Below are 22,423 nucleotides of genomic sequence, written 5' to 3' on the forward strand. Positions count from 1 at the left end.
AAAAAGCTTTTTTATCAAGGGAACTGTTTCCGTATGAGAGTGCTATTCAACGAGCATCGCCTTGACGTAGTTTTTGGCGGCCAGATACTGTTTCTCGTCCGCAGTCAGAAATTCCGCGTTCAGTACCTCGGCCAGGGCTATGTAAAGGGCATCGTAGATCGTGATGTTCTCCCCCAATGCTATTTCCAGCCCCCTCTCGAAGAAGTTTTGCGCCTCAAACGTGAGCATACCCTCCCCGATGAGTTTGAGGACGGTTATAAGGTTCCTGCCGGCCTCTTCGGTGGCTCTACCCCTCCTAATGGCTTTCCATATAGCATTCATTCCTTCAACGAAGGCATAGTCCAGCGTCGCCGTGCTGGAATCGAGCTCAATCTCCTCCCAGCCTGGTTCCTTGAGGAGAACCTTGACGAGAACCGAGGCATCAACGACTATCACGGTCCTCCCTCACGGACTTCGCTGCAAACCCCTTCTCGACAGAAACCGGTGTGCGTTTGAGTATCTCCATGGCCTCTTTTATCTTCTTTCTCCGTTCTTCCTCGTCTATGCGCCTTCTTATGAACTCTCTAATCTCCTCGCTCCAGTTTACGTTAAGCTCCTTCATCTTGAGCTTCAACTCATCGGGAACGCGGACAGTAACAATGGCCATGTAATACACCCCGAAATACAGTTTGAAATACAGAGATAAAAAGGTTTTCGAAGGGGATCACTTCTTCCCCTTCGGCTTAAGCCACGCCCCGAGGCCGACCTGCCTCGTTTTCTGATACCTGAGCTCCTCCTTCTTGTAGCCGAAGGCCTTCAGAATCCTCTCCACGGCCGGCAGGACCTGGTTCTCGATGTAGTATTCCGCGTCGTACTTGTGCTTCGTCGGGTCGAACTCGTCGAAGGGAATCGCCCTGTCGCCTATCCTTCCGGAGCCCTTGAGGACGATGTAGCTTATCACCGTGCCGGGGCGTACCTTTATTCCCCTCGCCGCGAGGCGCTTCGCTATGGCCACGTGCGGGCCGGTGGCCTTGTAATCCTTTAGCTCCCTGGTAATCTGCTCGTGGATGACCAGCTTCTCCGGCGGAACCTCGTACCTGCTCAGCTTCTCGGTAACGTCCTTGACTATCCTGACGGCCTCCTCGACGTCACCGTGCCTCAGTATGGCCTCCAAAACCCTCGCCTGGGTCTCCTTGGCTATCTCGCTCCAGTCGCGCCGGACGATCTCAAGCCCCCGCGTGGTTATCTTGCCCTCCTCGTCTATGACCGCGTACTTCTTCTTCGTCACGAAGAACCCCCTGACGTAGAAGCCCTCGTATTCGAGTTCGAGAAGTCCCGGGAGTTTGGGGTTGATGTATTTTAAGAACTCCTTCGCCTTCTTCTTGACCGTCTCGGCGTCCGCTCCAGGAATAGTGGCATGGAGACCGTCGGTGTCAGCATAGAGCACCTTGAAGCCAAACTTCTCCTCCAGCTCGCGGATCACCATCTCGATGTAGTCCCTGCCCCATGCCGTAACGCTCTCGGCGCACTCCTTGCAGTACCAGCGGGACCGGGCGTAGCCGTAGTAGCCGTAGAAGCTGTTGGCGAGGATTTTAATGGCCTTCTGCCTGTAATCGAGGAGTTTCTTCTCCAGCGGGTCTATGCTGGCCTTCATCCTCTTCTTTATCTTCTGCCTCTCGTCGAGAAGAGCACCCAAAAGGCTCGGGATGAAGCCCGGGACGTCCTTACAGAACCTGTGGCCGACCTGTGGGGCGGTGTCGTACTCTTTACAGCCCTCGCGGTTTAGAGTGTCCGGCGAGACGTTGTGGGTGATGATGATCGAGGGATACAGGCTGCGGAAGTCCAGGTAGACTATGTTGTCCCACAGTCCCCGCTCCGGCTCCTTAACGTATCCACCCGCGTAGCCCCCGCGCCGTCTCGCAAGTTCCCGCTCGTCGGGCTTGTTTGGGGCGAGCTCGTTCCTCTCGTAGGCCTTCCTCAGGAGGAACCACTCCACGAGGTTGCCGGTGCTTGAGCGGGAGACGTCCCAGAGGCTCTGGCCTATCAGCCTTGAGAGCTGGGCCTCCATCGGGAAGAACTCCCTGCCGAGTTCAAAGGTGACCTTCGCGTCCTCCATGGAGTAGTGCGCGACCCTCTCAAGCCCCTCGCCGCTCTCCCAGGCGGTGGTTATCTCCTCGGGGTAGACCTTCTCCTTCGGCTTTCCAAAGACTGCCTCGTAAACCGCCTCAAGGGTGTAGGTTGGAAGGTTTATCGTCCTCCTTATGACGGGGTAGAGGTCGAAGTGTATTCTGCCCTTCACCTCGACTGCAAACCTGTCTCCCATGCGCTGGATTTTGGGCTCGCTCCCATCTCTCCCAAGGGTGAACTTTATCCCGAGCTTCTCGCACCGCTTCTTGAGGTAGGCGAAGTCGAAGTTGTCGCCGTTGTAGGTTATGAGGACATCCGGATCCTTCTCCTTCACGACCTTGAGGAAGCGCTTTATCATCTCCTTCTCGGTGGAGACGACGTCAACGTAGGGGAGGTCGACTTTCTTCCACGTTATGACCCTCGCCTCGTCCTCGTCGGCGTAGCTAATCATCAGAATCGGCCCGGTTCCGAACTCCTCGCCCTCGTGGTAGAGAGTCTCGATGTCGAAGGAGAGTAGCTTGAGCTCCTCGTCGCCTTCCATCGGAATCAGACCCTTGTCTATGAGGTAGCGCTTGGCGAAGGGTATGTCGTACTCGTAGATGTCAACGACGGCAGGATGGGCGCGTATCCTGTCCCTTATCGCCGGGACGTCCTGGGGATGGGTGAAGTAGAGAACCCAGACCTCCAGGGGCCTGCCGAGGAACTTCTTCTTAACCTTCTCGGCGCGCTTCACCTTAACGACCTTGCCGTGGCGCTCGGCGGTTATCTTCTTCACGTCCTCTATGGCAGAATCGTCCTTCAGGAGAGCGTAGATGTAAGGCTCAAAGTTCCTGTCATATTCTATCTTGAACTCGCCGTTTTCCTTCTTGAATATCCTTATGACGGGCTTTCCATCCTCTGTGATGTAGTCGGTATCGAGGATCATAACCAACACCTGTGGGATTATCGAACTGGAGACTAATAAACTTCGCCATGCTTAAAAAAGAATGGCGGCGGAAAGGGACAATCATTGGGTCTCAACCTTTTGAACAAGGTCACCACACTTTCTCTGGAGCTCAACGTTGGCTTTCAAAAGCTCCTCACTGGGATAGTTGCCGTTCTCTCGCCACTCCGTTGCAAAGTCGTGGATCAGGTTTAATCCCTCGCAGACGGCAGAGACGTTGGCGGTTCCATTAAGAAAAGCCGTTCTTGATGCGTTCAGAAACTCTATGCACTGCCCCGTATCGGCCATCTCAAGAACCGAATCGTTGAACGGATTCAGTCCAAGGTAACTCTCGGCCTCAAGAAGGTGGTTGAGGAGCCCCAGAAAGTCCCGCTCAAGCTCAACTGTGGAAAGGTTGAAGGCGGCAGTGGAATTCGAGTCGAGTGCCTCAAGCGCATTCTTGGAATGGAACTGAATATCAACCATGGTGGAAAAAGTCACGGTGTGAATCCAGCCCCTTTCACAGTTCCTCTGCCCCTCAATCAGGGCGTTCAGACGCTCTTTCTGGACGTAGAGATGGAAGGCCGAAACCGCGATCACCAACAGCACGGCAACGGCAATCAAGTCTTTCCACTTCATGTACCCACCACATCTAACCCTACTTTCAGAGGTAATAAGTGTTTCGGTGATCAGAGTAGAAACGCGCCGCCACCTTTTTAAACTCCCCCGCAAAGCCCTGTCCATGGAGCTGTTTTACCGCGTGAGCTTTCAGGAAGTGGTGGCGGACGCGTTGAGCCTGGTTGAGGAGCGCGAGCTCTCATCGAAGCACGCCCTTGAGAGGGTTTTCAAGAGGGTGTCCGGTAGAGACCGGGACAAGGCGCGGGGATTGGCCCATGCCTACGTCTTCGAGATAGAGAAGTGGCGCGCCAAGATAGACTTCATAATCAACTCCGTCCTAAAGGGTTCGAGGGTGGAAGACCTGGACCCATACCTGGCCAACCTTCTGAGGATAGGCACCTTCGAAATCCACTTCAGGAAAGTGCCGCCGGCTGTAGCGACCGATTCGATAATCAGGGTCGTTAAGGAGCGCTTTGATTTCTCAAGGGCGAAGTTCGTCAACGCGCTCATGCACTCGATAGAGAAGTTCGACGTGGAGAAAGCCCTGAAAAGGCTCAAGGAGAGGGACAGGATAGAATGGCTCTCCGTTCGCTTCTCCCATCCCCGCTGGTACGTCGAGTACGCGGTGGAGCTTTTGGGCTACGATGAGGCGGTTAGGTTACTCCTGAGCAACAACAGGCCGCAGAGGTACTACGTCAGAGCAAACATCCTCAAGACGGACGTGGACTCGCTGAGGGACTACCTTGAGGAGAACGGCGTGAGGACGGCCTTAACCCCCGTTCCGGACGTCCTGAAGATACTCGAATACCAAACTCCGGTAACGAGGCTCGACTGGTACAAGGACGGGAAGTTCGTTATCCAGGATTTAGCCTCTGCCTACGTCGCCCACGTTTTGGCCCCCGAACCCGGCGAGAGGGTTCTCGACTTAGCGGCCGCACCGGGAAGCAAAACTTTCCACGCGGCGGCGCTGATGGAGAACAAAGGCGAGATAATCGCGGTTGACTACTCCTACGACAGGCTCATGCGCATGAGGGAGAAGATGAAACTCCTCGGAATCAAGAACGTCAAACTGGTTCATGCCGACGGCCAGAGCTTTAAGGACAAGGCCAAGTTCGACAAAATAATTCTCGACGCGCCGTGCTCAAGCTCCGGAACCTACCGGCAGTTCCCGGAAGTGAAGTGGCGCTTCGATGAGAAGAAGATAAAGCGCATCATAAACGTCCAGAGGAACATGCTCCGCAATGCCTACGAGAACCTCCGTGAAGGTGGAGAGATGACCTACTCGACGTGCTCGATTAGGATTGATGAAGACGAGGAGAACGTACTCTTCGCGGTTGAGAGGATCGGGCTTGAGTTGGTGAACTATGACTTCAACTGGGGAGACAGGGGCTTCCTTGAAATCGGCGATAGGGTTTTCAGGGCGTGGACGCACAGGCACGACTGCAACAGCTTTTTTATCGCAAAATTGAAAAGAGAAAAGGGCTAACTGCCCTCAAGCTCTTTTATGGCTTCCAAGAGCATGTAAACGGCGTTCCTTTCGGTGACATAGGCCCTTCTAACGAGGTGCATCTTTGGATACGTCGGTATGGCCCCCCAGACGCGGAGCTTTATGTCGTCGAGGTTGTCCGTGTCCCAGGCTTCCATTATCATCTGGGTTGCGTTCTCGTGAAGTTCCTTCGCCAGCGAAAGGGTTTCGTTGTCAACCCCGGCGGCGCTTGCGTTGGCGTATATCTCATCGAACTCGTCGTGAAGCTTGAAGAAGTACATAGTCCATACCTGGGCGATGACCATCATGCGGTTGTACACGAAGAACGACTGGGGAACGTCGAATTTGACGTCGTCTATGATCACGGCGGTATCTTCCACGTCGTCAACGGCATCAGCGACCTCTAGAACAAGGGTTATCTCCTCGCCTCCGTACTGGGAGACGTCCACACTAGCTGTATAGATAGGTGTCATATTATCAAGAATCACGCCATCCTGGTTGTTTACATCTTGGAAATACGGCACGGCCGCGGTGATATAGGGGATACTTCCATTGGGAAGCGTTGCAGCGACTTTTCTTGTCCCATCAGGAAGTTCGACATAGGCGTAGAAGTAATCGTTGTAGTTGGGGTAATCATCTGAGACCATTCTCCACTTAAAAGACAATACCTTGGCACCGTGTGGGACCCTAAGGGTTAAGGTCAACCGCACAACGTCGTATGCATCCTGGCCCGTAACAGGTTGCCCTTCCTCAACGTATATCCCGCTAACATTCTCAACATCGTAGTCAGCACCCGCTGTAACGTATCTCGCATCACCGGAGCTCAGAATTACATAGGAGTCCCCCTCAATCGGGAAACCGAGTAGCGGCTTTGTGGTCACCAGAATCTGCTCTTCAACCCCCTTGAACTCCGCACTGACGAGTGAATCCCTGAAGTTGGAGTTTAGAATCGCGTTCGCCTCATCCGTGGCGTCCCTCGTGATGACGCTCCCATAGACCGCCCCCGCGGGAGGAGAGGAAACCACGAAAACCAAAAAGAGCGCCATAACCCAGAGGAAGTTTCGTTTCTCCACTTCACCTCACCTTGATTTGATGTATGTCATGAAACTATTTAAGTATTTTCAAGAAATTCCGGAAATTTTTCGAAAAAATTTCAAAAACCGCTCACAGCGGCTTCCTCTTGACCGGTCCCCCGGGCTTCTCCTCCTCGAATATCTCCGCGGTGAAGCGGTAGACCTTCGTGCTCTCATCGAGCCAGCAGTCGGGCGGAAGGCCCGCTTTCCAGCAGGTCTGGGCCAGAAACTCCTCCTCATCCCAGCCCCATTCTATCGGCACCTGCGGGAGCAGCAGGCCGGAGTAGATGCCCTTCTCGATTATCAACCCATCGCGGCCAACCTTTATCTTCTTCGGCCTTTCCTCCGGCGGCCCCTCAATCGGCTCAGGGGGCGTCAGGACACTCACTTCGATAACCAGATCGTTCAGCTCACTCTCCCTCACGGGCGGGAAGCGCGGGTCGTCGACCGCCGCATAGATGGCCGCCTTTATCGTGGCCTCGACGAGCGGATATACTGGAAGGGGAAATCCAATGCACCCACGAAGGGCCATCTGGGGTGGTGCATGTCGCTTGTTGAGCGTGACGAAGACGCCCATCTTCTCCCACAGCTCCGGAGGGGTATCTTCGGGAGGTTTTATCGTTCTCCCGTTTCTAACGTACTCCTCTATCGCCCTCCTCGCGAGCCTGACGAGGAATTCTCCCCACTCATCCTTGATTTTGTACATCGCCCTCACCCTTCGCTCCTACGGTGGGAAGGGTTATTTACCTTTCCCGCAAAGCTTAAAAAATTGCCGAAGGAAGTTAAGTCGGGTGTCGAAAGTGGTGATCGTTGAGTTCGTCATCGTCCCCCTCGGAGAGAGAAGTCTGAGCAGGTACGTCGCCGAGGTGGTAAAGCTTTTAGAGAGGAAGGGTGTTAAATATCAATTGACACCGATGGCAACTATAATAGAGGTTCCGACCGTGAGGGAAGCTTTCAATATAATCGAGGAGGCGCACGAGCTGGTATTCAAACTCGGCGCTTCGAGGGTTTCAACGACCGTAAGGATCGACGACAGACGCGACAAGCGCGTTCGCATGGAGGACAAGGTAAAATCAGTCCTCGAAAAGACGAGGGGTGGTTGAGATCAAAGCACTGATTCTCGCTATAGACCGCGATGATGATTTTGGGCAGAAGGCCGGCGTTGAAGGGCCGGTGATAGGGCGAGACGCCTGCGTAGATGCAGCCCTCAAGCTCAGCCTTGCCGATCCAGAGGACAGCGACGCCAACGTCGTTTATGCCGCGGTTAAGCTCTACGACAGCCTGAAGGAGAGCGGCGAGTTCGATGACGTCCAGGTGGCCCTCATAACCGGCCATCCCAAGGTGGGCGTCAAGAGCGACTTGGAGCTCGCCAGGCAGCTGGAGATCATCCTTGAGAGGTTTACGGCGGATGGTGTCATCACCGTCACCGACGGTGCCGAAGACGAGCAGATATTCCCGATAATAACCTCAAAGGTGCCGATAATAAGCTCCCACAGGGTAGTCGTCAAACAGAGCGAGGGCATAGAGACGACCTACTACATCATCTACCGCTACCTGAGGGAGATACTCAGCGACCCGGAGGTCGCAAAGGTAGTCCTCGGAATCCCGGGGATGATACTCCTGCTCTATGGAATCGCGAGGCTGATAGGGGTCTGGTATCCCGAGAGCGTGAAGATAATCTCCGCGACGATAACCGGTACGATACTCCTCTTCATCGGCGGCTACTTCTTCACCAAGGGCTTCCGCTTCAACTTCAGGGAGACCATAGCGAAGCAGTTCATCTTCGTCATATCCGTCATCGCGGGCGCCCTCATAATCGGGGGAGGCGCCATAAACGCCTACTTCAGACTGGAGGAGTACGCAAAGGAGATAATCGGCGGCTGGCCTGGAACGCCGCTCCTGGCAACGCTCATCTACATAAACGCCATAGCGGCTCCACTGATAATCGGAATCTCCGTGATGATAATGGGAAAGAGCATACAGGCATACCTTCGGAAGGACTACCACATCTGGTACTACGTCTCGGCGCTCCTCCTGATGCCCGCGCTCTGGATAACCATCGACCTGACGACCAGGTACGCGATGGCCATACTCACGATATCCGACATAGACGTCTTCGCGAAGTTCCTGCTCGCCCTCGCGGATGTAGCGGTGGCCGTTCTCGTTGGAATCTACATGAGGGGAAAAGTTAGGGGATGGGAGAGAGTTGAGACTGGAACGAGCGCTTGATGAGTACGAAAAGAGGAAAAAGAAGGCCGAGAGAGAGCTCGAAAAGGTCAGAAAGAAGTACAACAAGCACCTCGAGAAGAAAATCCAGGAGATTCTAAAGAAAATAGACTCCCTGGAGAAGAAGGACGTTCCCAAGAACGTGGACGACAAGATAAAGAAAATCGTAACCGCGGAGAAGAAGAACTACGTCACGGCACTGAGGAATGCGCTGGCCAGTATAAAGGACATGGACGACCTCGGAAAGCGCCTTCCCGATTTAGCCAAGCTCCACGTGGGGCACGGAAAGTATCTCCTCATAATCTTCGAGAAGGATGTCTATGCCATCAACCGCCTGCTGAAGGAGCTCAACGAGGAGTACGTGAAATACTACAACGAGCTGGGTAGAAAAGGCCTGCCCGACCTCAGACTTAGGGAGCTCCTCAGGGAAGAGGAGAGAACGAGGGAAATCATTGCCACCGCGGAGAAGGAGAAGCTGGAGCTGGAAAAGGAACTGAAGGCAAAGGAAGGAGAGTTAGACGAGTTTTACAGGGAACATGGGTTAGGGGGGCTTGAGGAGGATATAAAAAGCCTCTCCTCCTCGCTCCGGACTGCCGAAATGGAGGTTCGCTCGAAGGTCTCAAAGCTTCAGAAACCGATAAAACGGATGCGCCTCCACGAGCCGATAGCGGACGAACTCGTAAGGGACAGTTCCGTGGCCCTTAGAAAGCCGGACGAGTTCATTTCCCTGCTCCAGAGGATATACCCCAGGCTCGAGGGCAAGTACAGGAAAACCGCCCAGTGGCTGATAGAGAACCTCAAAGAGAGGGCAGATGCCCTCGGAAGGGAGAGAGAGAAGCTCTCCGAACTTGAAAGGAAGAGAGATGAGATTCTGGCGAACGGAGAGGCCAGGAAGAAGGAAATCTGGGAGATTCAGAGGCTCATCGAGGAGAAGGAAGCCGAGATACGGAAGCTCAGACGCCAGCTTGAGCACCTAGAGAGGGAGCTGGACGAGAGCTTGGCGAAGCTCGAGGAGATACTCGGCGAATCGATAGAGCGATAGGTTTATGAATTAGGCTTCCCTAATTCTTTTGGGTGGTGAGCATGTTTAAAGTTGACAGGCTTCGATTCGGCACCGCCGGAATACCAATCTCAACCCCAAAGCGCTCAACTATGGATGGGATAGTCCACGTGAGAAACCTCGGCCTCGATGCGATGGAGCTCGAGTTCGTCAGGGGCGTTAATCTGAGGCCGGAACTGGCCAAGAAGATAAAGCACGTGGCGAAGAAGCACGACGTTCTCCTGACCGCCCACGCGCCGTACTACATCAACCTAAACGCGGCCGAGAAGGCCAAGGTCGAGGCCAGCAAGAAGAGGATAATCCAGAGCGCCGAGCGCCTGTATGACGCAGGAGGCTGGAGCGTCGTTTTCCACGCCGGCTACTACCTCAAGCAGGACCCGGAGAAGGTCTACCAGAGGATAAAGGGCGAGATCAAGGATATAGTGAGCAGTCTCCAGGACAGAGGGATAGAGGTGTGGATAAGGCCCGAGTTGACCGGCAAGCCAACCCAGTTCGGAGACCTGAGGGAGCTGGTGAGGCTGAGCGAAGAGGTTGAGATGGTTCTGCCGACGATAGACTTCGCCCACGCCCATGCAAGGCACGCTGGGAAGTGCAACACCGCCGAGGAGTGGCGCGAGATGCTCTCCCTGATGGAAGACAGGCTCGGCAGGGAAGCCCTAGACAACATGCACATCCACATAAGCGGCATAAACTACACCTCGAAGGGCGAGAGGAACCACCTGAACCTCCAGGAGAGCGACATGAACTGGGAAGACCTGCTGAGGGTTCTCAAGGAGTTCCGCGTTAAGGGCGTCGTCATAAGCGAGAGCCCGAACATCGAGGGCGATGCAATTCTGATGAAGAAGAAATACGAGGAGATACGGGTTTAAGCCCTCTCAACCCTCCCGTATCTTTCCATGATTTCCACAAGCCTATCAACCGGAAGGGCGTACCTCACGTGCCCGTTCCCCTCGACGGTTCTGGCCTGCAGGAGCGCGTTGATTATAGCCTCCTCAGTGGCTTCGGCGGCTGCCCTAAAGAGCGGGCTCAGAGCGTTGTCGGGAAGGAAGCTGAGCAGGTGGGCCTCCTTATCCAGCGGGACGGTCTGGGCGGTGGAGAATGCCAGAACCACGTCGCCGCTCCCGTGGTAGGCGTAGCCGCCGGTTCTCGAGAGCCCGACCACTGCCCTCTTCCCCAGCCTTCTTAGCTGCCTCGCTGTCAGGGGCGCGTTCGTGGCAACCACCATTGAGACGCTCCCCCTTCCGGAGGTTCCCCTGCCAGGATAGTCCTTCAGCTCAAGGCCAACAGGAACCCCAGCGATTGTCAGGTCCTCTCTCCTTCCGAAGTTCGCTAAAACGAGGGAGGCAACCGTATACTCCTCGCCGCCGATTTCGACGACCCTCGACGATGACCCTATCCCGCCCTTGAACTCGAAGGCGCTCATTCCGGTGCCGGCCCCAACCGAGCCTTCTTCGAAGTCGAGTTTCGCGTTTTTGACGGCCTCGAAGTAGTGGTCATCTCGAACGACCATCTTTCTGATGTCGTTTAGGTAAGAATCGTTGCATTCCATGACGACCGGCGAAACGCTCTTCAAATCAGGGTTCAGCTCGATCATGTGTCTAACCACCGCGCTTGCAACGGTGTAGACGCTCAGCGTGTTGGTCAACGCTAACGGCGTCTCGATGTAGCCCAGCTCATCGACCTGAACGAAGCCTATCGGCTTGGAGAAGCCGTTCATGACGAAGGTGGCTGAGAAAAGCCTCTCCCTGTAGGGGTTCTTGACGGGAGGGAGCAGGACGGTAACCCCTGTTCTGATGTCATCCCCCTCGATTATCGTCGAGTGGCCGACTTTAACGCCCAAATCAGCCATTGAGTTCCTTTTTCCGTGAGGGTGAAGCCCGACCCTTATTCCCAGCTCGGGAGCCTTCATGGTATCACCGGTGATAGATAGCATGCTGGACTTAACAACCTTGCCCAATCAACGCTTATAAAGAGCAAAAACCGAGTTGTCACCATGGGGTCAAGGCTCTCAAAGCTCTTCCTGCTCATCCCTCTGGCCTTCCTCGTGGTCTTCTTCTACGTCCCGTTAGCCAGTATTCTAAAAACCGGCCTCTGGGAGAACGGTCTCACCCTTAAACACATCTCCGCCGTTCTGGCCAACGACTACCACCGAAGGGTCATCCTCTTCACGATAGGGCAGGCGATAGCCTCAACCCTCCTTACCCTGGCACTTGGCCTTCCAGGGGCGTACATATTCGCCAAGTACGACTTTCCGGGAAAGGGCACCATAAAGGCGGTCTTAACAGTCCCGTTCGTCATGCCCAGCGTGATGGTCGCCTTGGGCTACATACTCCTCTTCGGAAAGAGCGGCTTCATAACCGGCCTCATCGGCCGCGATCTGGGGATAATCTACTCCTGGAAGGGCATTCTCCTCGCACACGCGTTCTACAACTTTCCGATAGTTATACGCATGGTCTCGTCGCTGTGGCAGCGCGTGAATCCCCATTACGAGGAGGCCGCGATGGCATTGGGGGCGAGGGGCTGGACGCTCTTCCGGAAGGTTACCCTGCCGATGATCTCCCCGGCGATTTTTGCCTCAGCGATGCTCACTTTCGTGTTCTGCTTCCTAAGCTTCTCGATTCCCCTCATAATCGGCGGCTACCAGTACGCCACGATAGAGGTGGACATCTTCACCTCGATAATGGTGCTCCTCGACTTCAAGACCGGCTCGGCTCTGGCCATAATCCAGATACTCCTTAGCATGGGCTTCATGTACCTCTACCTGAGGGCGCTCGATGCCTACGCCAAGCGCGAGGAGCAGCGCGTGTTTAGAAAGCCTCGTCCCTTCACGAGACGCGACTGGCTGAGCCTCAAGGGGCTGCTTGTTGGAGTCTACTCCCTAATCGTCTTTCTTTTCATAGTCTCCCCGCTCTTAGCTGTCCTCTACGACTCCCTGCGCTTCAACGATGCCTGGAGCCTCGAATGGTACAGGAGAATATTCTCAACGGAGTACAACCCGATGTTCGGGGCGACGACGCTCGACGCGGTAAGGAACTCACTCACCTTCGGTCTGGCAACGATATTCCTATCTGTTCTCGTGGCACTTCCCATAGCCTACGCCCTCCACCGCTGGAACTTCAGGGGAAAGAGGCTCTTCGACGTCCTGGTGATGCTCCCGCTGGCTAGCTCTGCCATAACCCTCGGTCTGGGATACATAAGGGTCTTCCACTCGACCCCGCTCTACTTCACCGCCTGGATAATCATAGCCGCCCACACCGTCATAGCTTATCCCTTCGTGCTCCGTGCCGTTTCAACGTCCCTGAAGAAGATAAGGCCAAACCTCTGGGAGGCGGCCCTAAGTCTGGGTGCCAAGGAGTGGAAGGCCTTCCTGAGGGTGGAGCTTCCGCTGGCTTTGGGCGGGGTCATCGTCGGCGCGATATTCGCCTTCGCCATAAGCATAGCGGAGCTGGGAGCGACCTACATGCTGGCCAAACCCGAGTACACCACGATGACGGTGGCTATATACAAGTTCCTCGGGGCGAGGCAGTTCGGTTCGGCCTCTGCCTTGGCCGTTCTTCTTATGGCAGTCTCAACGCTCAGCTTCCTGATAATCGAGAGGGTAGGTGAGGAAGTATGGTGAGGGTAGAACTGAAGGGAGTCCTCAAGGAGTGGGAGGATTTTCGGCTTGAGATAAGCGAGCTCGACGTCAAGGACGGCGAGTTTCTCACGCTCCTCGGGCCGAGCGGCTGCGGAAAGACGACGACGCTGAGGATGATAGCGGGCTTTGAAAAGCCGGAGAGGGGCGAGATACTCTTCGACGGAAGGAGGGTGAACGATTTACCACCCTACGAGCGCGGGATAGGCATAGTCTTCCAGGACTACGCGCTGTTTCCCCACATGACGGTCTTCAAGAACATCGCCTTCGGCCTTGAGATGAAGGGGCTTCCAAGGGCAGAGATAGAGAGGAAGGTAAAGTGGGCGCTTGAGCTGGTCGGTCTGGAAGGCCTCGAAAACCGCTATCCGGAGCAGCTGAGCGGCGGCCAGCAGCAGCGCGTTGCCCTCGCGAGGGCCCTGGTCGTTGAGCCGGAGGTTCTGCTCCTGGATGAACCTCTCAGCAACCTCGACGCCAAGATAAGGGAGCGCCTGAGGGGAGAGATAAAGAGAATCCAGCGCGAGCTCGGCATAACGACGATATACGTCACCCACGACCAGGAGGAGGCGATGGCGATAAGCGACAGGATTGCCGTCATGAATGTCGGCCACGTTGAGCAGGTTGGAAAACCGCTGGAGCTTTACTACCGCCCAAAGACCGAGTTCGTGGCGCGCTTTCTAGGTTTGAGCAACATACTGGAGCTTAAAGCCGAGAACGGTAGGGCCTGCCTCGGAGGGCTGTGCTTCAACGTCGGAAGGGATGGAAAAGTGAGGGTATTCTTCAGGCCGGAGAGCGTCTACGTAAAACCCGGCGATACCGCTGAAATCATCGACTACGAACTCCTGCCCGGCAGGATAAGGCTGAGGCTCGGGGTTGGAGGGGAGGTAATCCTCGCGGAGCGCTTCCTCGACGAGCTGCCCTTCGGCGTTGAGGCTATGCCAGAGCGGGTGGACGTCGAGGTGAGGAGCTTCTCGGTGCTCGAAGCGGAATGAGATGCGATTTAACTCGATGTCATTAAAACTTTCACCCTCGGATGTGGAAAGGATTAAATAGGAGAGGCCCGAATATAAAGCCGGTGGGGATCGTGAAGAGGGGCCTTGCTGGCGCGCTATTGCTGGTTCTTGCGCTGGCGATCATGGCAGTTCTGGCAGGAGATAGCTCCCCTCCAAGTGCACGAGAGGAAAACTCACCGATGAACAACTCGAACGTTGAATGTTCCCTCCAAGTCAGCTCCCAGACCCCGAAAGACACCCAAATCGGCGGGTGGATAGACAACAGAATCACTGAGGTGACCAACGGTTCTGAGATCACACTGAAGGACTGGTTTGCCGTTTACCCCCACATGAACCACACCTCCCGGCCCGAGGGCTGGAACGCCTACATCATCTACTGGCCGGAGAAGTTCAACCTGACGGTGCCGTGCTCCATGGGCGGCTTTACAATGGCCCTTGTGGGCAGGGAGAGCGGGAAATCCTTCTACCAGGCAGCTTTGATTAATGAAACTTTTCCCAAACACGAAACGGAGTGCTGGGATGGAAGAAAAGGGCGGTGGTTGAAACTGCCGCCGGGAAAGGCCTACTTTGCAGTCCAGTTCATTCCAACGGCCAACGCGACCTGGAGATTTACCGTCCTGACGCCGACCAAGACCTGGACGGACTTCAAGGACTACCACATCTTCATCGAGACTCCCGTAGAGCTGAACGCGACCTGCACCTGTCCCGTAGAAACGCTGATTGAGAGGTTTGGGGCTTCTATTAAAGCCCGGGGCTTCGAGGAGACCGAACTCTGGGCTACGCCCGAGGAAAACGGCTGTTTTAAGCCCCTCAGCGTCAAGTTCTATCGCAAGGATGACCGATACCTGTACGTGGAATTTGCCCAAGTGAAAGGTCTGGATCTGGTCAGGGTTCTCATGGTACTCGGTGAGGAAAAGGAAGTCGTGAAGGCCTACGCGGAAGGCTTCACCGCGGTGGGCGGTTAGGGGTAGAGACTTTTGTTTTCCCGGTTCTTCAGCTTGAGCGCACATCACCCCTTCTCAATGGTTTAAACATTTATCTGTCAAAAAATCTTTAAAAAACCAAGTTATTAGGCAGAAATAAGTCAAACCAAGGGGTGAAGCTCATGGGATGGTTCGAGAACTACTTCGAGTTTGAGAGGCACGGCACGGATATGAAGACCGAAGTGCTCGCAGGAATGACGACCTTCATGACCATGGCGTACATTCTCTTCGTGAACCCGGCGATCCTCAGCGATGCCATGGGTAAGGAGGCCTTCAACTCGCTCGTCGCCGTCACGGCCCTCGCCGCGGGGCTTGCAACGATCATCATGGGAATCTACGCCAAGAAGCCCTTCGCCCTCGCGCCGGGAATGGGGCTGAACGCATACTTCGCCTACAGCGTCGTCCTGGGTATGGGATATGACTGGAGGGTAGCCCTCGCGGCGGTCTTCGTGGAGGGTCTGGTGTTCATAGTCCTCAGCGTTACCAAGGTGAGGAGCGCGATAATCCACGCGATACCCATAAGCCAGAAGTACACGATCGGAGCAGGTATAGGTCTATTCCTGACCTTCATAGGCCTTAACGACGTGGGTCTCCTCACGGCGGTCGTGAACGACGCGGGAGTGCTTCAGTTCACCGGACTCAACGCCTCTGCCCTGACCAGCGGTGAGATACTGCTGTTCTTCTTCGGGCTCTTCCTCGCGATGGTTCTCATCGCGCTCCGCGTTAAGGGCTCGCTGCTCATCTCCATCATAGTCACCAGCGTCATCGGCTGGATTACCGGTCTGGCCCCCTGGCCCGAGCACCTGTTCTCAACCCCGGACATCAGCTACACCTTCATGCAGATGGACCTCCAGGGTCTCCTCAACGTCGGTGCGATAGGAGTTATATTCGCCTTCTTTATGGTGGACTTCTTCGACACGCTGGGAACGGTTACGGGCCTGAGCGCCAAGGCCGGCTTCCTCACAAAGGACGGAAAGGTTCCCGACGCCGAGAAGATACTCCTCACGGACGCCATAGGTACGACCGTCGGAGCCGTCCTCGGAACCTCAACGGTCACGACCTACATCGAGAGCGCGGCAGGAATAGAGGAGGGCGGAAGGACTGGAATGACGGCACTCGTCACCGGCCTGCTCTTCCTCGGCATAGGCCTCTTCATAGCGCCGCTGGCGGGGGCGATTCCGGCCTTTGCAACCGCCCCGGCCCTCGTCATAGTGGGTTACTACATGCTCAGCGCCATCAAGGAAGTGAACTTCACGGATCACACCGAGGCGATTCCGGCCTTCCTCGTGCTCATAACCATACCCTACACGTACTCGATAGCCGACGGAATAGGCATAGGCTTCATCAGCTACACGATACTCAAGCTCTTCAGCGGCAGAAGGGAGGAGATACACCCGCTCATGTACGTTCTGTCCCTGATATTCGTGGCGTACTTCGCCTATCTCGGCGGGGTCTTCTGATTCCACTTTTCTTTTTAGAGAATAGCAAAAGTTTGAGAGAATCACTTGAATTCGGCGTTCTCGGCTAGCTTCTCCTTGAGGAACTGCTTGAGAACGTAGGGGCACTGCTCCTGAATGAACTGGGCGAACTCCCTTATCCTCTGCACGGTTATCTCGCTGACGTAGTGCTCGAACTGACAGGCGTCGTGCTCGGCTATCTCCGGTGGGATGCCCAAGATATCGATGAAGAACTGCGTGAGGAGAAGGTGCTTCGAATACGTGTCCTCCGCTATCTTCCTCCCCGCGTCGGTCAGCAGAATCCTGTCGTACTTCTCGTACTCCACCAGTCCCTTCTCCGAGAGCTTCTTCAGGGCATCGACGACGCTGGGCGGCTTGACGCGCATCATCTTGGCGATGTCCTTGACGCGGATGACCCCTTTGTTCTTGTGAAGGATGTACATGGTCTCGAGATATTCCTCTTCCCTCTTGCTTACCAACGACCTCACCTGTCGTTAGGTTGGCCAAAAATGTTTAAGTAGTTTTCGCACCACAGGAAACTTTGCCTGCGCAAAGTTTCATCAAAGTTCGTGATTCTTTTGTGGATTGCTATTTAGAAGGGGTCTTCACTTAAATTGGCAGTTGATTTGGATTCATTCCACAAAGGCAACATTCAATAGGTTTGGCTTTTTTAGCGCTCCGGAGGAGCGCGGGTTGAAGTTGAACCTGTTAAAATGCCCTTTCGACATGAATCCAACGTACAATCCAACCACTAAAACAAAAACCCACTGAAAATCTGACCACTCAAAAGGAATTACAACCTTTTGATCAAACTTTTGCCCTGCAAAAGTTTGTATTACTGGCGGGCCGGACGGGATTCGAACCCGCGGCCACGGGGTTAAAAGCCCCGCGCTCTAACCAGGCTGAGCTACCGGCCCACGCCCGATGGGATAACGGCGGAGAGATTTTATAAGCTTTGCCCCGAAACTTTGCCTGCGCAAAGTTTTATCACAAGTCTGACCAATCTGTTTTAAATGACTGGAGAATTGAGCGTGCACTCTGGATTTACTGGTAACAGGGGTTTAACGTCAGAACAATCCATTAATCAGGTTTCACTCTTATTCTGGCGTCCGAAGGACGCCTTGTGGGGAGTGAAACGTTGTAAAAGTGGCAATTGGAGCGTAAACCACTTGAAAAACAAGCATCCTAGAATCGCACGCAATCTTTCCGTCAACGCTGAAACTTTGCAGGCCAAAGTTTCATCAAAGTTTGTGATTCCTTCGTGGATTGCTGTTTGGGCGGGTTTTCACTTGAGTTGGCAGTTTTGATTGGGATTCATCATCTGGAAGGTGCACTTCAATGGGTTCAAGCTTTTTAGCGCTCCTTTGGAGCGCGGGTTAAAGTCGAACCCGCTAAAAAACGCCCTTTCGACATGAATCCAACGTACAATTCAACCACTAAAACAAAAACCAACTAAGAACCCGACCACTCAAAAGGAATTACAACCTTTTGATCAAACTTTTCGCCAGAAAAGTTTGTTAGAATGGCGCCCGGGTCGGGATTTGAACCCGAGTCACGGGAGTGACAGTCCCGTATGATGGGCCTGGCTACACCACCCGGGCGTTTGAGTGGCCGGCGGCGTCCCCGGCTTCCCGCCCCCTCCCGGAGGGCAGTACAACCGGGATCGCTGGCGGGCTTAACTTCCGGGGTCGAAACGAGACCGGGTGTGACCCCGCCGCTATGACCGCCGTACCGATGTATACCTGTCGCGGTGCATTTATAAATCTTGCGGTCGATGAGGGTGGATGATGGAGGGCGAGATACTGGAACTGCTGAGGCTGGAGAGGATGAGGGAGCCGCTCAGCCCAGGAAGGCGGCTCAGGGAATTTCAGATGAAGATCCAGCGGCTCAAAAACGGGGACGAGATCGAGGTAGCCGGCTTTCTGCTGGGCAGGAAGCCTCCCAATGCACCTGCCGACGCCGCCTACTACCTGCTGTCCCCACTCTCCCCCTCGGAGCTGTCGTCCCTGCGCAGGGGGGACTTCCGCACGTATCTGGTTATCCGGGCGACTGAAAGGACCGAGTTCTCCGGGAGGGTAAAACCCGGGAGCTACGTGCTCGTGAGGGGAATCATCGACGCATATCCCTGGGGAAACCTCCGGATGGTCAGCGCGGCAAGGATCGAGGGGAGGGACTACTCGGAGTACTGGAAGGACTACCGCGAGTTCGCGTTGAGCAGACGGGAGGTTCTCGACCTCTTCGAGAGGACGGTTTACCTGCGCGACGACATGAGGAAGGCCCTCATCTACTCGATATACGGCGTTCCGTACATACCGGGCGAGGAGTGGGGCGAGGGATTCGAGTTCACGGTGTTCAAATACCGGGAGGATTCCGGACTTCTCGCACTCTGGAAGGCCCTCAAGTACTTCCACTCAAGCCTTCCCTGGGAGGTTCGTCTCACCAGGAAAAGGGTCCTCGAAGTGGACGACCCGTTGCTCGGTTTGGATTTCCGGCTTGGGAACCCGAACGGAAGCGACATGAGGTACTACACTCCGCCGACAAAGAGGGGTACCATCAGCCTACCCAAGTGGGTCACCGAAAGGATACTGAGCAAGCGGGCGATTGGCCTGCTCCCCAAAAACGTCGAAGCGGATCCCCTCGACAGGATGGCAAGGATGTCCGAGACGCCGTTCGTGCTCGTACCCTCGGAGGAAAAGCCCTACTTCGAGGAGAACCGGGAGTTCCTCCAGCTCATACCCAACCTCCTCGTCACGATATTCATCCAGAGGGAAAGGTTGGGCTCCCTCGACAGGAAAAAGACCCGCGCGGTTGAGGAGGAGTTTCTGAGGTGGCTCAGGGAGTCAAGGGAGGACTATGGAGACCCATTCAGGGCTCTAACCGCCCCCAGCGGGCCGATGAACATCCGGCTTAGGGCGGAGCTGGGCAAGCGAGTCTTCGGCTCGATAGTTCGGTTCAACGGGAGGGTTACCAAGAGGGCCGCCAGGGAGGTCAAGCTGATAAACGAGGCCATAGTGAACGACTGGATGGTCGTTCTCAAGGACCATCCCTCGGAGATGATAAAGCTCCTGAGGGAATACCAGATGTATGTCCCAGGAACGCTCAAGGCCCGGCGGGCTCTGGAGATACTGCACGACCTAGCATCAGTGAGCCCTTCAAACGAGGTAACGAGGGAGGACTTCATCCGGGAACTGGTGAGGGACGGGTTCTCGGGGGAGGATGCCGCGGAGCTTCTTGAAAGGTTTATAGCCGCCGGATACGTATACGAACCGTTCCCGGGGAAACTAAGGCTGATAGGGTGATGTCATGTCCAAGAAGTTCATCCGCCAGAAGGAGCAGAGGGAAAAGCGCAGGATCGCCCGCGAGAGGGTAAACGTCCTCTTTACGCTCGCGGAGAGGGTTTTTCCCTACGAACGCGAGCTGGCCAACCGCTACGTTGAGATAGCCCTCGCGGTTCAGCAGAAGGCTAGAATAAGAATGCCGAGAAAGTGGAAGCGCCGCTACTGCAAGCGCTGCCATTCCTTCCTCGTCCCTGGTGTTAACGCCAGGGTGAGGCTCAGGAACGGCCACGTTGTCATCAAGTGCCTCAACTGCGGTCACATCATGAGGTACCCGTACATCAGGGAACAAAAGGAGAAGAGAAGGCAAAGGACTGATTCAAGCCCCTGATTTTAGCGCCCATACCGGGGGTTGGTGGTGTCCAACGTGTCCGGGATACGGAATGATCCCGAAGTATTGTAATAAAAACAGCCTATTTAAGCTTTTTTCACGAAATCGTCCACGCACGTTGGCGATTGTTCAGAAAAAAGTCTTGAGAGCCGAGTTTTATCTTTTAACCGTTAACAAAAGTTCCACAACGTTTAACTCTGTTTAATCGAAAGTAAGCGGACGTAGATATGCGAATAAGGGGGCAACAAACCCATATCAAACAAAACAAGCGCGGAGTTCACTCCACAAAGGCCACCGCCCTGACGGGGCTTCCCGAACCCCCTTCAATCTTGAGGGGAAACGCCACGAACGTGAAGTCCTTTCCCAAGAGGACCTCCAGGTTGGTCAGATTCTCAAACACCGGCACCTCCTCGCTGAGGAGTATCCTGTGAACGGCATCGTCCCCGATGCTCATGGAGTCTGTGCCAACGGCCCTAACGCCCTCGGCCACGAGAAACAGCGCCACCTCCGGAGAGAGTTCCCTGCCACCCGTCAGGAAAAGCACGATCCTGTCAAAATAGCCCTCGTCCGGAATCTCGTCCAGACGTACCGGGCCCTCACCACCCCTCACGTCAACGACCATTCCCCTTCCTGCGAACCTCTCCAGGGGCATCTCGTCGATGGTCTTTCCCCCGGGCACGAAGTGCGCCGGCGCGTCAACGTGGGTGCCTGAATGCTCCCCCATCTTCAGAACGTTCATGTAGTAGCCGTCCCTGTCGATGACGGCCCAGAGCCTTATGTTTACCCCCGGATCGTCGGGGTAGACCGGTGTATCCTCGGAGAGGGGCACCGATAGGTCAACTATCATGGGAACACCAATCCTTTTTTAACGTCTTTGATTAAAAACCCTGCGGTGATGACGATGGACTGCACGAGGGATTACTGCGTTAAGGACATCAGCCTGGCCCCCAGCGGCGAGAAAAAGATAGACTGGGTCTCCAGGTTTATGCCGGTTCTCCAGACGATAAGAAAGGACTTCGAGGAGAAAAGGCCCTTCGAGGGGATCAGGATTGCAACGACGCTGCACCTTGAGATGAAGACCGCTTTCCTGCTCCTCACGCTTAAGGCGGCCGGTGCTGAAGTCTCGGCAGCGGCGAGCAACCCGCTCTCGACACAGGATGATGTGGTGGCCGCTCTGGCAAAGGCAGGGATCAAGGTCTACGCGATCCGCGGGGAGGACAGGGAGCAGTACTACGAGTTCATGCACAAGGCGCTCGACATAGAACCGAACATAATCATAGACGACGGCGCGGACATGGTCTCGACGGTGCTGAAGGAGAGAACCGAGCTGATAGACGGACTCTGGGGAGCGAGCGAAGAGACCACAACGGGCGTCATAAGACTCCGTGCCATGGAGAAAGACGGCGTGCTGAGGTTCCCCATCATAGCCGTGAACGACAGCTATACCAAATACCTCTTCGACAACCGCTACGGCACCGGCCAGTCAACGTGGGACGGAATCCTGAGAACCACCAACCTGCTGATAGCGGGTAAGAACGTCGTCGTTGTCGGCTACGGCTGGTGCGGCAGGGGCATAGCCATGCGCGCCCGCGGTCTCGGCGCGACAGTCATCGTGGTGGAGGTCGACCCGATTAGGGCGTTGGAGGCCAGAATGGACGGGTTCCTGGTCATGAACATGATGGAAGCGGCAAAGGTGGGCGACATCTTCGTCACCTCGACGGGCGACATCAACTGCATACGGCGGGAGCACTTCGAGCTCATGAAGGACGGCGCCATAATGGCCAACGCCGGCCACTTCGACGTCGAGATAAGCAAACCGGACCTTGAGAGCCTGGCGGTTGAGGTAAGCGAGCCGAGGCCCAACATAACCGAGTACAAGATGGCTGACGGAAGGAGGCTCTACCTTCTCGCCGAAGGCAGGCTGGTCAACTTAGCGGCCGCCGACGGCCACCCGGCGGAAATAATGGACATGAGCTTCGCCCTTCAGGCGAAGGCGGCCGAATACATACTGAACAACCACGAGAGGCTTGAGCCGAAGGTCTACGTGCTCCCGAGGGAGATAGACGAGATGGTGGCGAGGATCAAGCTCGCCTCGATGGGGATAAAAATCGAGGAGCTCACAGAGGAGCAGAGGAAATACCTAGAGAGCTGGGAGCACGGGACCTGATTCCCCTTTTCTTTT

The 22,423-nt window shown here is 55.2% G+C and carries 21 protein-coding genes, 2 tRNA genes and 1 rRNA gene; 12 read left to right on the forward strand and 12 right to left on the reverse strand.

What is annotated here, in order from left to right; genetic code table 11:
* Window positions 1-42 precede the first annotated feature (42 nt).
* The 4 genes from A3L10_RS05935 to A3L10_RS05950 form a co-directional block, all read right to left on the reverse strand.
* The gene (locus A3L10_RS05935) at window positions 43-435 is read right to left on the reverse strand and encodes a type II toxin-antitoxin system VapC family toxin (RefSeq protein WP_088866784.1); all 393 of its coding nucleotides are present in this window, start codon (window positions 433-435) and stop codon (window positions 43-45) included.
* Window positions 422-646, reverse strand: a complete 225-nt coding sequence (vapB, locus tag A3L10_RS05940) for a type II toxin-antitoxin system VapB family antitoxin (RefSeq protein ID WP_088866785.1) — start codon at window positions 644-646, stop codon at window positions 422-424. Before vapB ends, A3L10_RS05935 begins: the two co-directional genes overlap by 14 nt.
* A 57-nt stretch (window positions 647-703) precedes the next feature.
* On the reverse strand, window positions 704-3,031 hold the full coding sequence (locus A3L10_RS05945; protein ID WP_088866786.1) for a DNA polymerase: 2,328 nt from the start codon (window positions 3,029-3,031) through the stop codon (window positions 704-706).
* A gap of 81 nt (window positions 3,032-3,112) precedes the next feature.
* Window positions 3,113-3,667 carry a hypothetical protein gene (locus A3L10_RS05950; RefSeq protein WP_088866787.1) on the reverse strand — a complete coding sequence of 185 codons (555 nt, stop codon included), beginning with the start codon at window positions 3,665-3,667 and terminating at the stop codon, window positions 3,113-3,115.
* 103 nt (window positions 3,668-3,770) lie between these two features.
* Here A3L10_RS05950 and A3L10_RS05955 point away from each other — a divergent pair, with 103 nt between their 5' ends.
* Entirely contained in the window at window positions 3,771-5,132 is a 1,362-nt protein-coding gene (locus A3L10_RS05955; protein ID WP_088867549.1) for an RsmB/NOP family class I SAM-dependent RNA methyltransferase, read from the forward strand.
* Here the strand turns inward: A3L10_RS05955 and A3L10_RS05960 are convergent.
* Window positions 5,129-6,205 carry a choice-of-anchor L domain-containing protein gene (locus A3L10_RS05960; protein ID WP_088866788.1) on the reverse strand — a complete coding sequence of 359 codons (1,077 nt, stop codon included), beginning with the start codon at window positions 6,203-6,205 and terminating at the stop codon, window positions 5,129-5,131. The genes A3L10_RS05955 and A3L10_RS05960 overlap by 4 nt on opposite strands.
* A 91-nt stretch (window positions 6,206-6,296) precedes the next feature.
* Window positions 6,297-6,911: a TIGR00296 family protein gene (locus A3L10_RS05965; RefSeq protein WP_088866789.1), complete on the reverse strand. Its 615-nt coding sequence runs from the start codon at window positions 6,909-6,911 to the stop codon at window positions 6,297-6,299.
* Between the two features lie 94 nt (window positions 6,912-7,005).
* On the opposite strand from A3L10_RS05965, the gene A3L10_RS05970 reads away from it, so the two are divergent.
* Genes A3L10_RS05970 through A3L10_RS05985 form a run of 4 tightly spaced genes read left to right on the forward strand, consistent with a single transcriptional unit; the run spans window position 7,006 to window position 10,360 of the window.
* Window positions 7,006-7,308, forward strand: a complete 303-nt coding sequence (locus A3L10_RS05970) for an MTH1187 family thiamine-binding protein (protein WP_088866790.1) — start codon at window positions 7,006-7,008, stop codon at window positions 7,306-7,308.
* Window positions 7,301-8,434, forward strand: coding sequence for a DUF373 family protein (locus A3L10_RS05975; RefSeq protein ID WP_198362065.1), 1,134 nt, complete (start codon window positions 7,301-7,303; stop codon window positions 8,432-8,434). The genes A3L10_RS05970 and A3L10_RS05975 overlap by 8 nt, the downstream gene beginning before the upstream one ends.
* Window positions 8,412-9,473 carry a GumC domain-containing protein gene (locus tag A3L10_RS05980; RefSeq protein WP_088866791.1) on the forward strand — a complete coding sequence of 354 codons (1,062 nt, stop codon included), beginning with the start codon at window positions 8,412-8,414 and terminating at the stop codon, window positions 9,471-9,473. Before A3L10_RS05975 ends, A3L10_RS05980 begins: the two co-directional genes overlap by 23 nt.
* A 41-nt stretch (window positions 9,474-9,514) precedes the next feature.
* Complete coding sequence (locus tag A3L10_RS05985) at window positions 9,515-10,360, forward strand: deoxyribonuclease IV (RefSeq protein WP_088866792.1); 846 nt, start codon at window positions 9,515-9,517, stop codon at window positions 10,358-10,360.
* Here the strand turns inward: A3L10_RS05985 and A3L10_RS05990 are convergent.
* Entirely contained in the window at window positions 10,357-11,400 is a 1,044-nt protein-coding gene (locus A3L10_RS05990; RefSeq protein ID WP_088866793.1) for a DmpA family aminopeptidase, read from the reverse strand. The genes A3L10_RS05985 and A3L10_RS05990 overlap by 4 nt on opposite strands.
* 84 nt (window positions 11,401-11,484) lie before the next feature.
* Between A3L10_RS05990 and A3L10_RS05995 the strand changes: the two genes are divergently transcribed.
* The 4 genes from A3L10_RS05995 (at window position 11,485) to A3L10_RS06010 (ending at window position 16,578) form a co-directional block, all read left to right on the forward strand.
* A complete protein-coding gene (locus tag A3L10_RS05995; protein ID WP_088866794.1) occupies window positions 11,485-13,110 on the forward strand; it encodes an ABC transporter permease in 1,626 nt (541 codons plus the stop codon).
* Complete coding sequence (locus A3L10_RS06000; protein ID WP_088866795.1) at window positions 13,104-14,114, forward strand: ABC transporter ATP-binding protein; 1,011 nt, start codon at window positions 13,104-13,106, stop codon at window positions 14,112-14,114. Before A3L10_RS05995 ends, A3L10_RS06000 begins: the two co-directional genes overlap by 7 nt.
* 83 nt (window positions 14,115-14,197) lie before the next feature.
* On the forward strand, window positions 14,198-15,100 hold the full coding sequence (locus A3L10_RS06005) for a hypothetical protein (protein ID WP_232460952.1): 903 nt from the start codon (window positions 14,198-14,200) through the stop codon (window positions 15,098-15,100).
* Window positions 15,101-15,240: 140 nt separating this feature from the next.
* Window positions 15,241-16,578: an NCS2 family permease gene (locus A3L10_RS06010; protein WP_088866796.1), complete on the forward strand. Its 1,338-nt coding sequence runs from the start codon at window positions 15,241-15,243 to the stop codon at window positions 16,576-16,578.
* A 41-nt stretch (window positions 16,579-16,619) separates the two neighbouring features.
* Here A3L10_RS06010 and A3L10_RS06015 read toward each other — a convergent pair whose 3' ends face one another.
* The 4 genes from A3L10_RS06015 to rrf all read right to left on the reverse strand — a co-directional run bounded on the left by A3L10_RS06015 (window position 16,620) and on the right by rrf (window position 18,306).
* The gene (locus A3L10_RS06015) at window positions 16,620-17,018 is read right to left on the reverse strand and encodes a metal-dependent transcriptional regulator (protein WP_232461026.1); all 399 of its coding nucleotides are present in this window, start codon (window positions 17,016-17,018) and stop codon (window positions 16,620-16,622) included.
* 396 nt (window positions 17,019-17,414) lie between these two features.
* A tRNA-Lys gene (locus A3L10_RS06020) sits at window positions 17,415-17,492 on the reverse strand.
* Window positions 17,493-18,098: 606 nt separating this feature from the next.
* Window positions 18,099-18,176: transfer RNA gene (locus A3L10_RS06025), tRNA-Asp, on the reverse strand.
* A gap of 8 nt (window positions 18,177-18,184) precedes the next feature.
* Window positions 18,185-18,306: ribosomal RNA gene (rrf, locus tag A3L10_RS06030) — 5S ribosomal RNA — on the reverse strand.
* 53 nt (window positions 18,307-18,359) lie between these two features.
* Between rrf and A3L10_RS06035 the strand changes: the two genes are divergently transcribed.
* Both A3L10_RS06035 and A3L10_RS06040 read left to right on the forward strand, forming a co-directional pair.
* Complete coding sequence (locus tag A3L10_RS06035; RefSeq protein WP_232460953.1) at window positions 18,360-19,874, forward strand: hypothetical protein; 1,515 nt, start codon at window positions 18,360-18,362, stop codon at window positions 19,872-19,874.
* A gap of 4 nt (window positions 19,875-19,878) precedes the next feature.
* Window positions 19,879-20,241 carry a ribonuclease P protein component 4 gene (locus A3L10_RS06040; protein WP_088866799.1) on the forward strand — a complete coding sequence of 121 codons (363 nt, stop codon included), beginning with the start codon at window positions 19,879-19,881 and terminating at the stop codon, window positions 20,239-20,241.
* A 277-nt stretch (window positions 20,242-20,518) separates the two neighbouring features.
* Here the strand turns inward: A3L10_RS06040 and A3L10_RS06045 are convergent, their stop codons facing one another.
* Window positions 20,519-21,088 (reverse strand): cyclase family protein, encoded by a 570-nt coding sequence (locus tag A3L10_RS06045; protein WP_088866800.1) that lies wholly within the window; start codon window positions 21,086-21,088, stop codon window positions 20,519-20,521.
* 54 nt (window positions 21,089-21,142) lie between these two features.
* Between A3L10_RS06045 and A3L10_RS06050 the strand changes: the two genes are divergently transcribed.
* Window positions 21,143-22,408: an adenosylhomocysteinase gene (locus tag A3L10_RS06050; protein ID WP_088866801.1), complete on the forward strand. Its 1,266-nt coding sequence runs from the start codon at window positions 21,143-21,145 to the stop codon at window positions 22,406-22,408.
* The last annotated feature ends 15 nt before the right edge of the window (window positions 22,409-22,423 follow it).

This window comes from Thermococcus radiotolerans (assembly GCF_002214565.1).
In the GTDB taxonomy this organism is placed as follows: domain Archaea; phylum Methanobacteriota_B; class Thermococci; order Thermococcales; family Thermococcaceae; genus Thermococcus; species Thermococcus radiotolerans.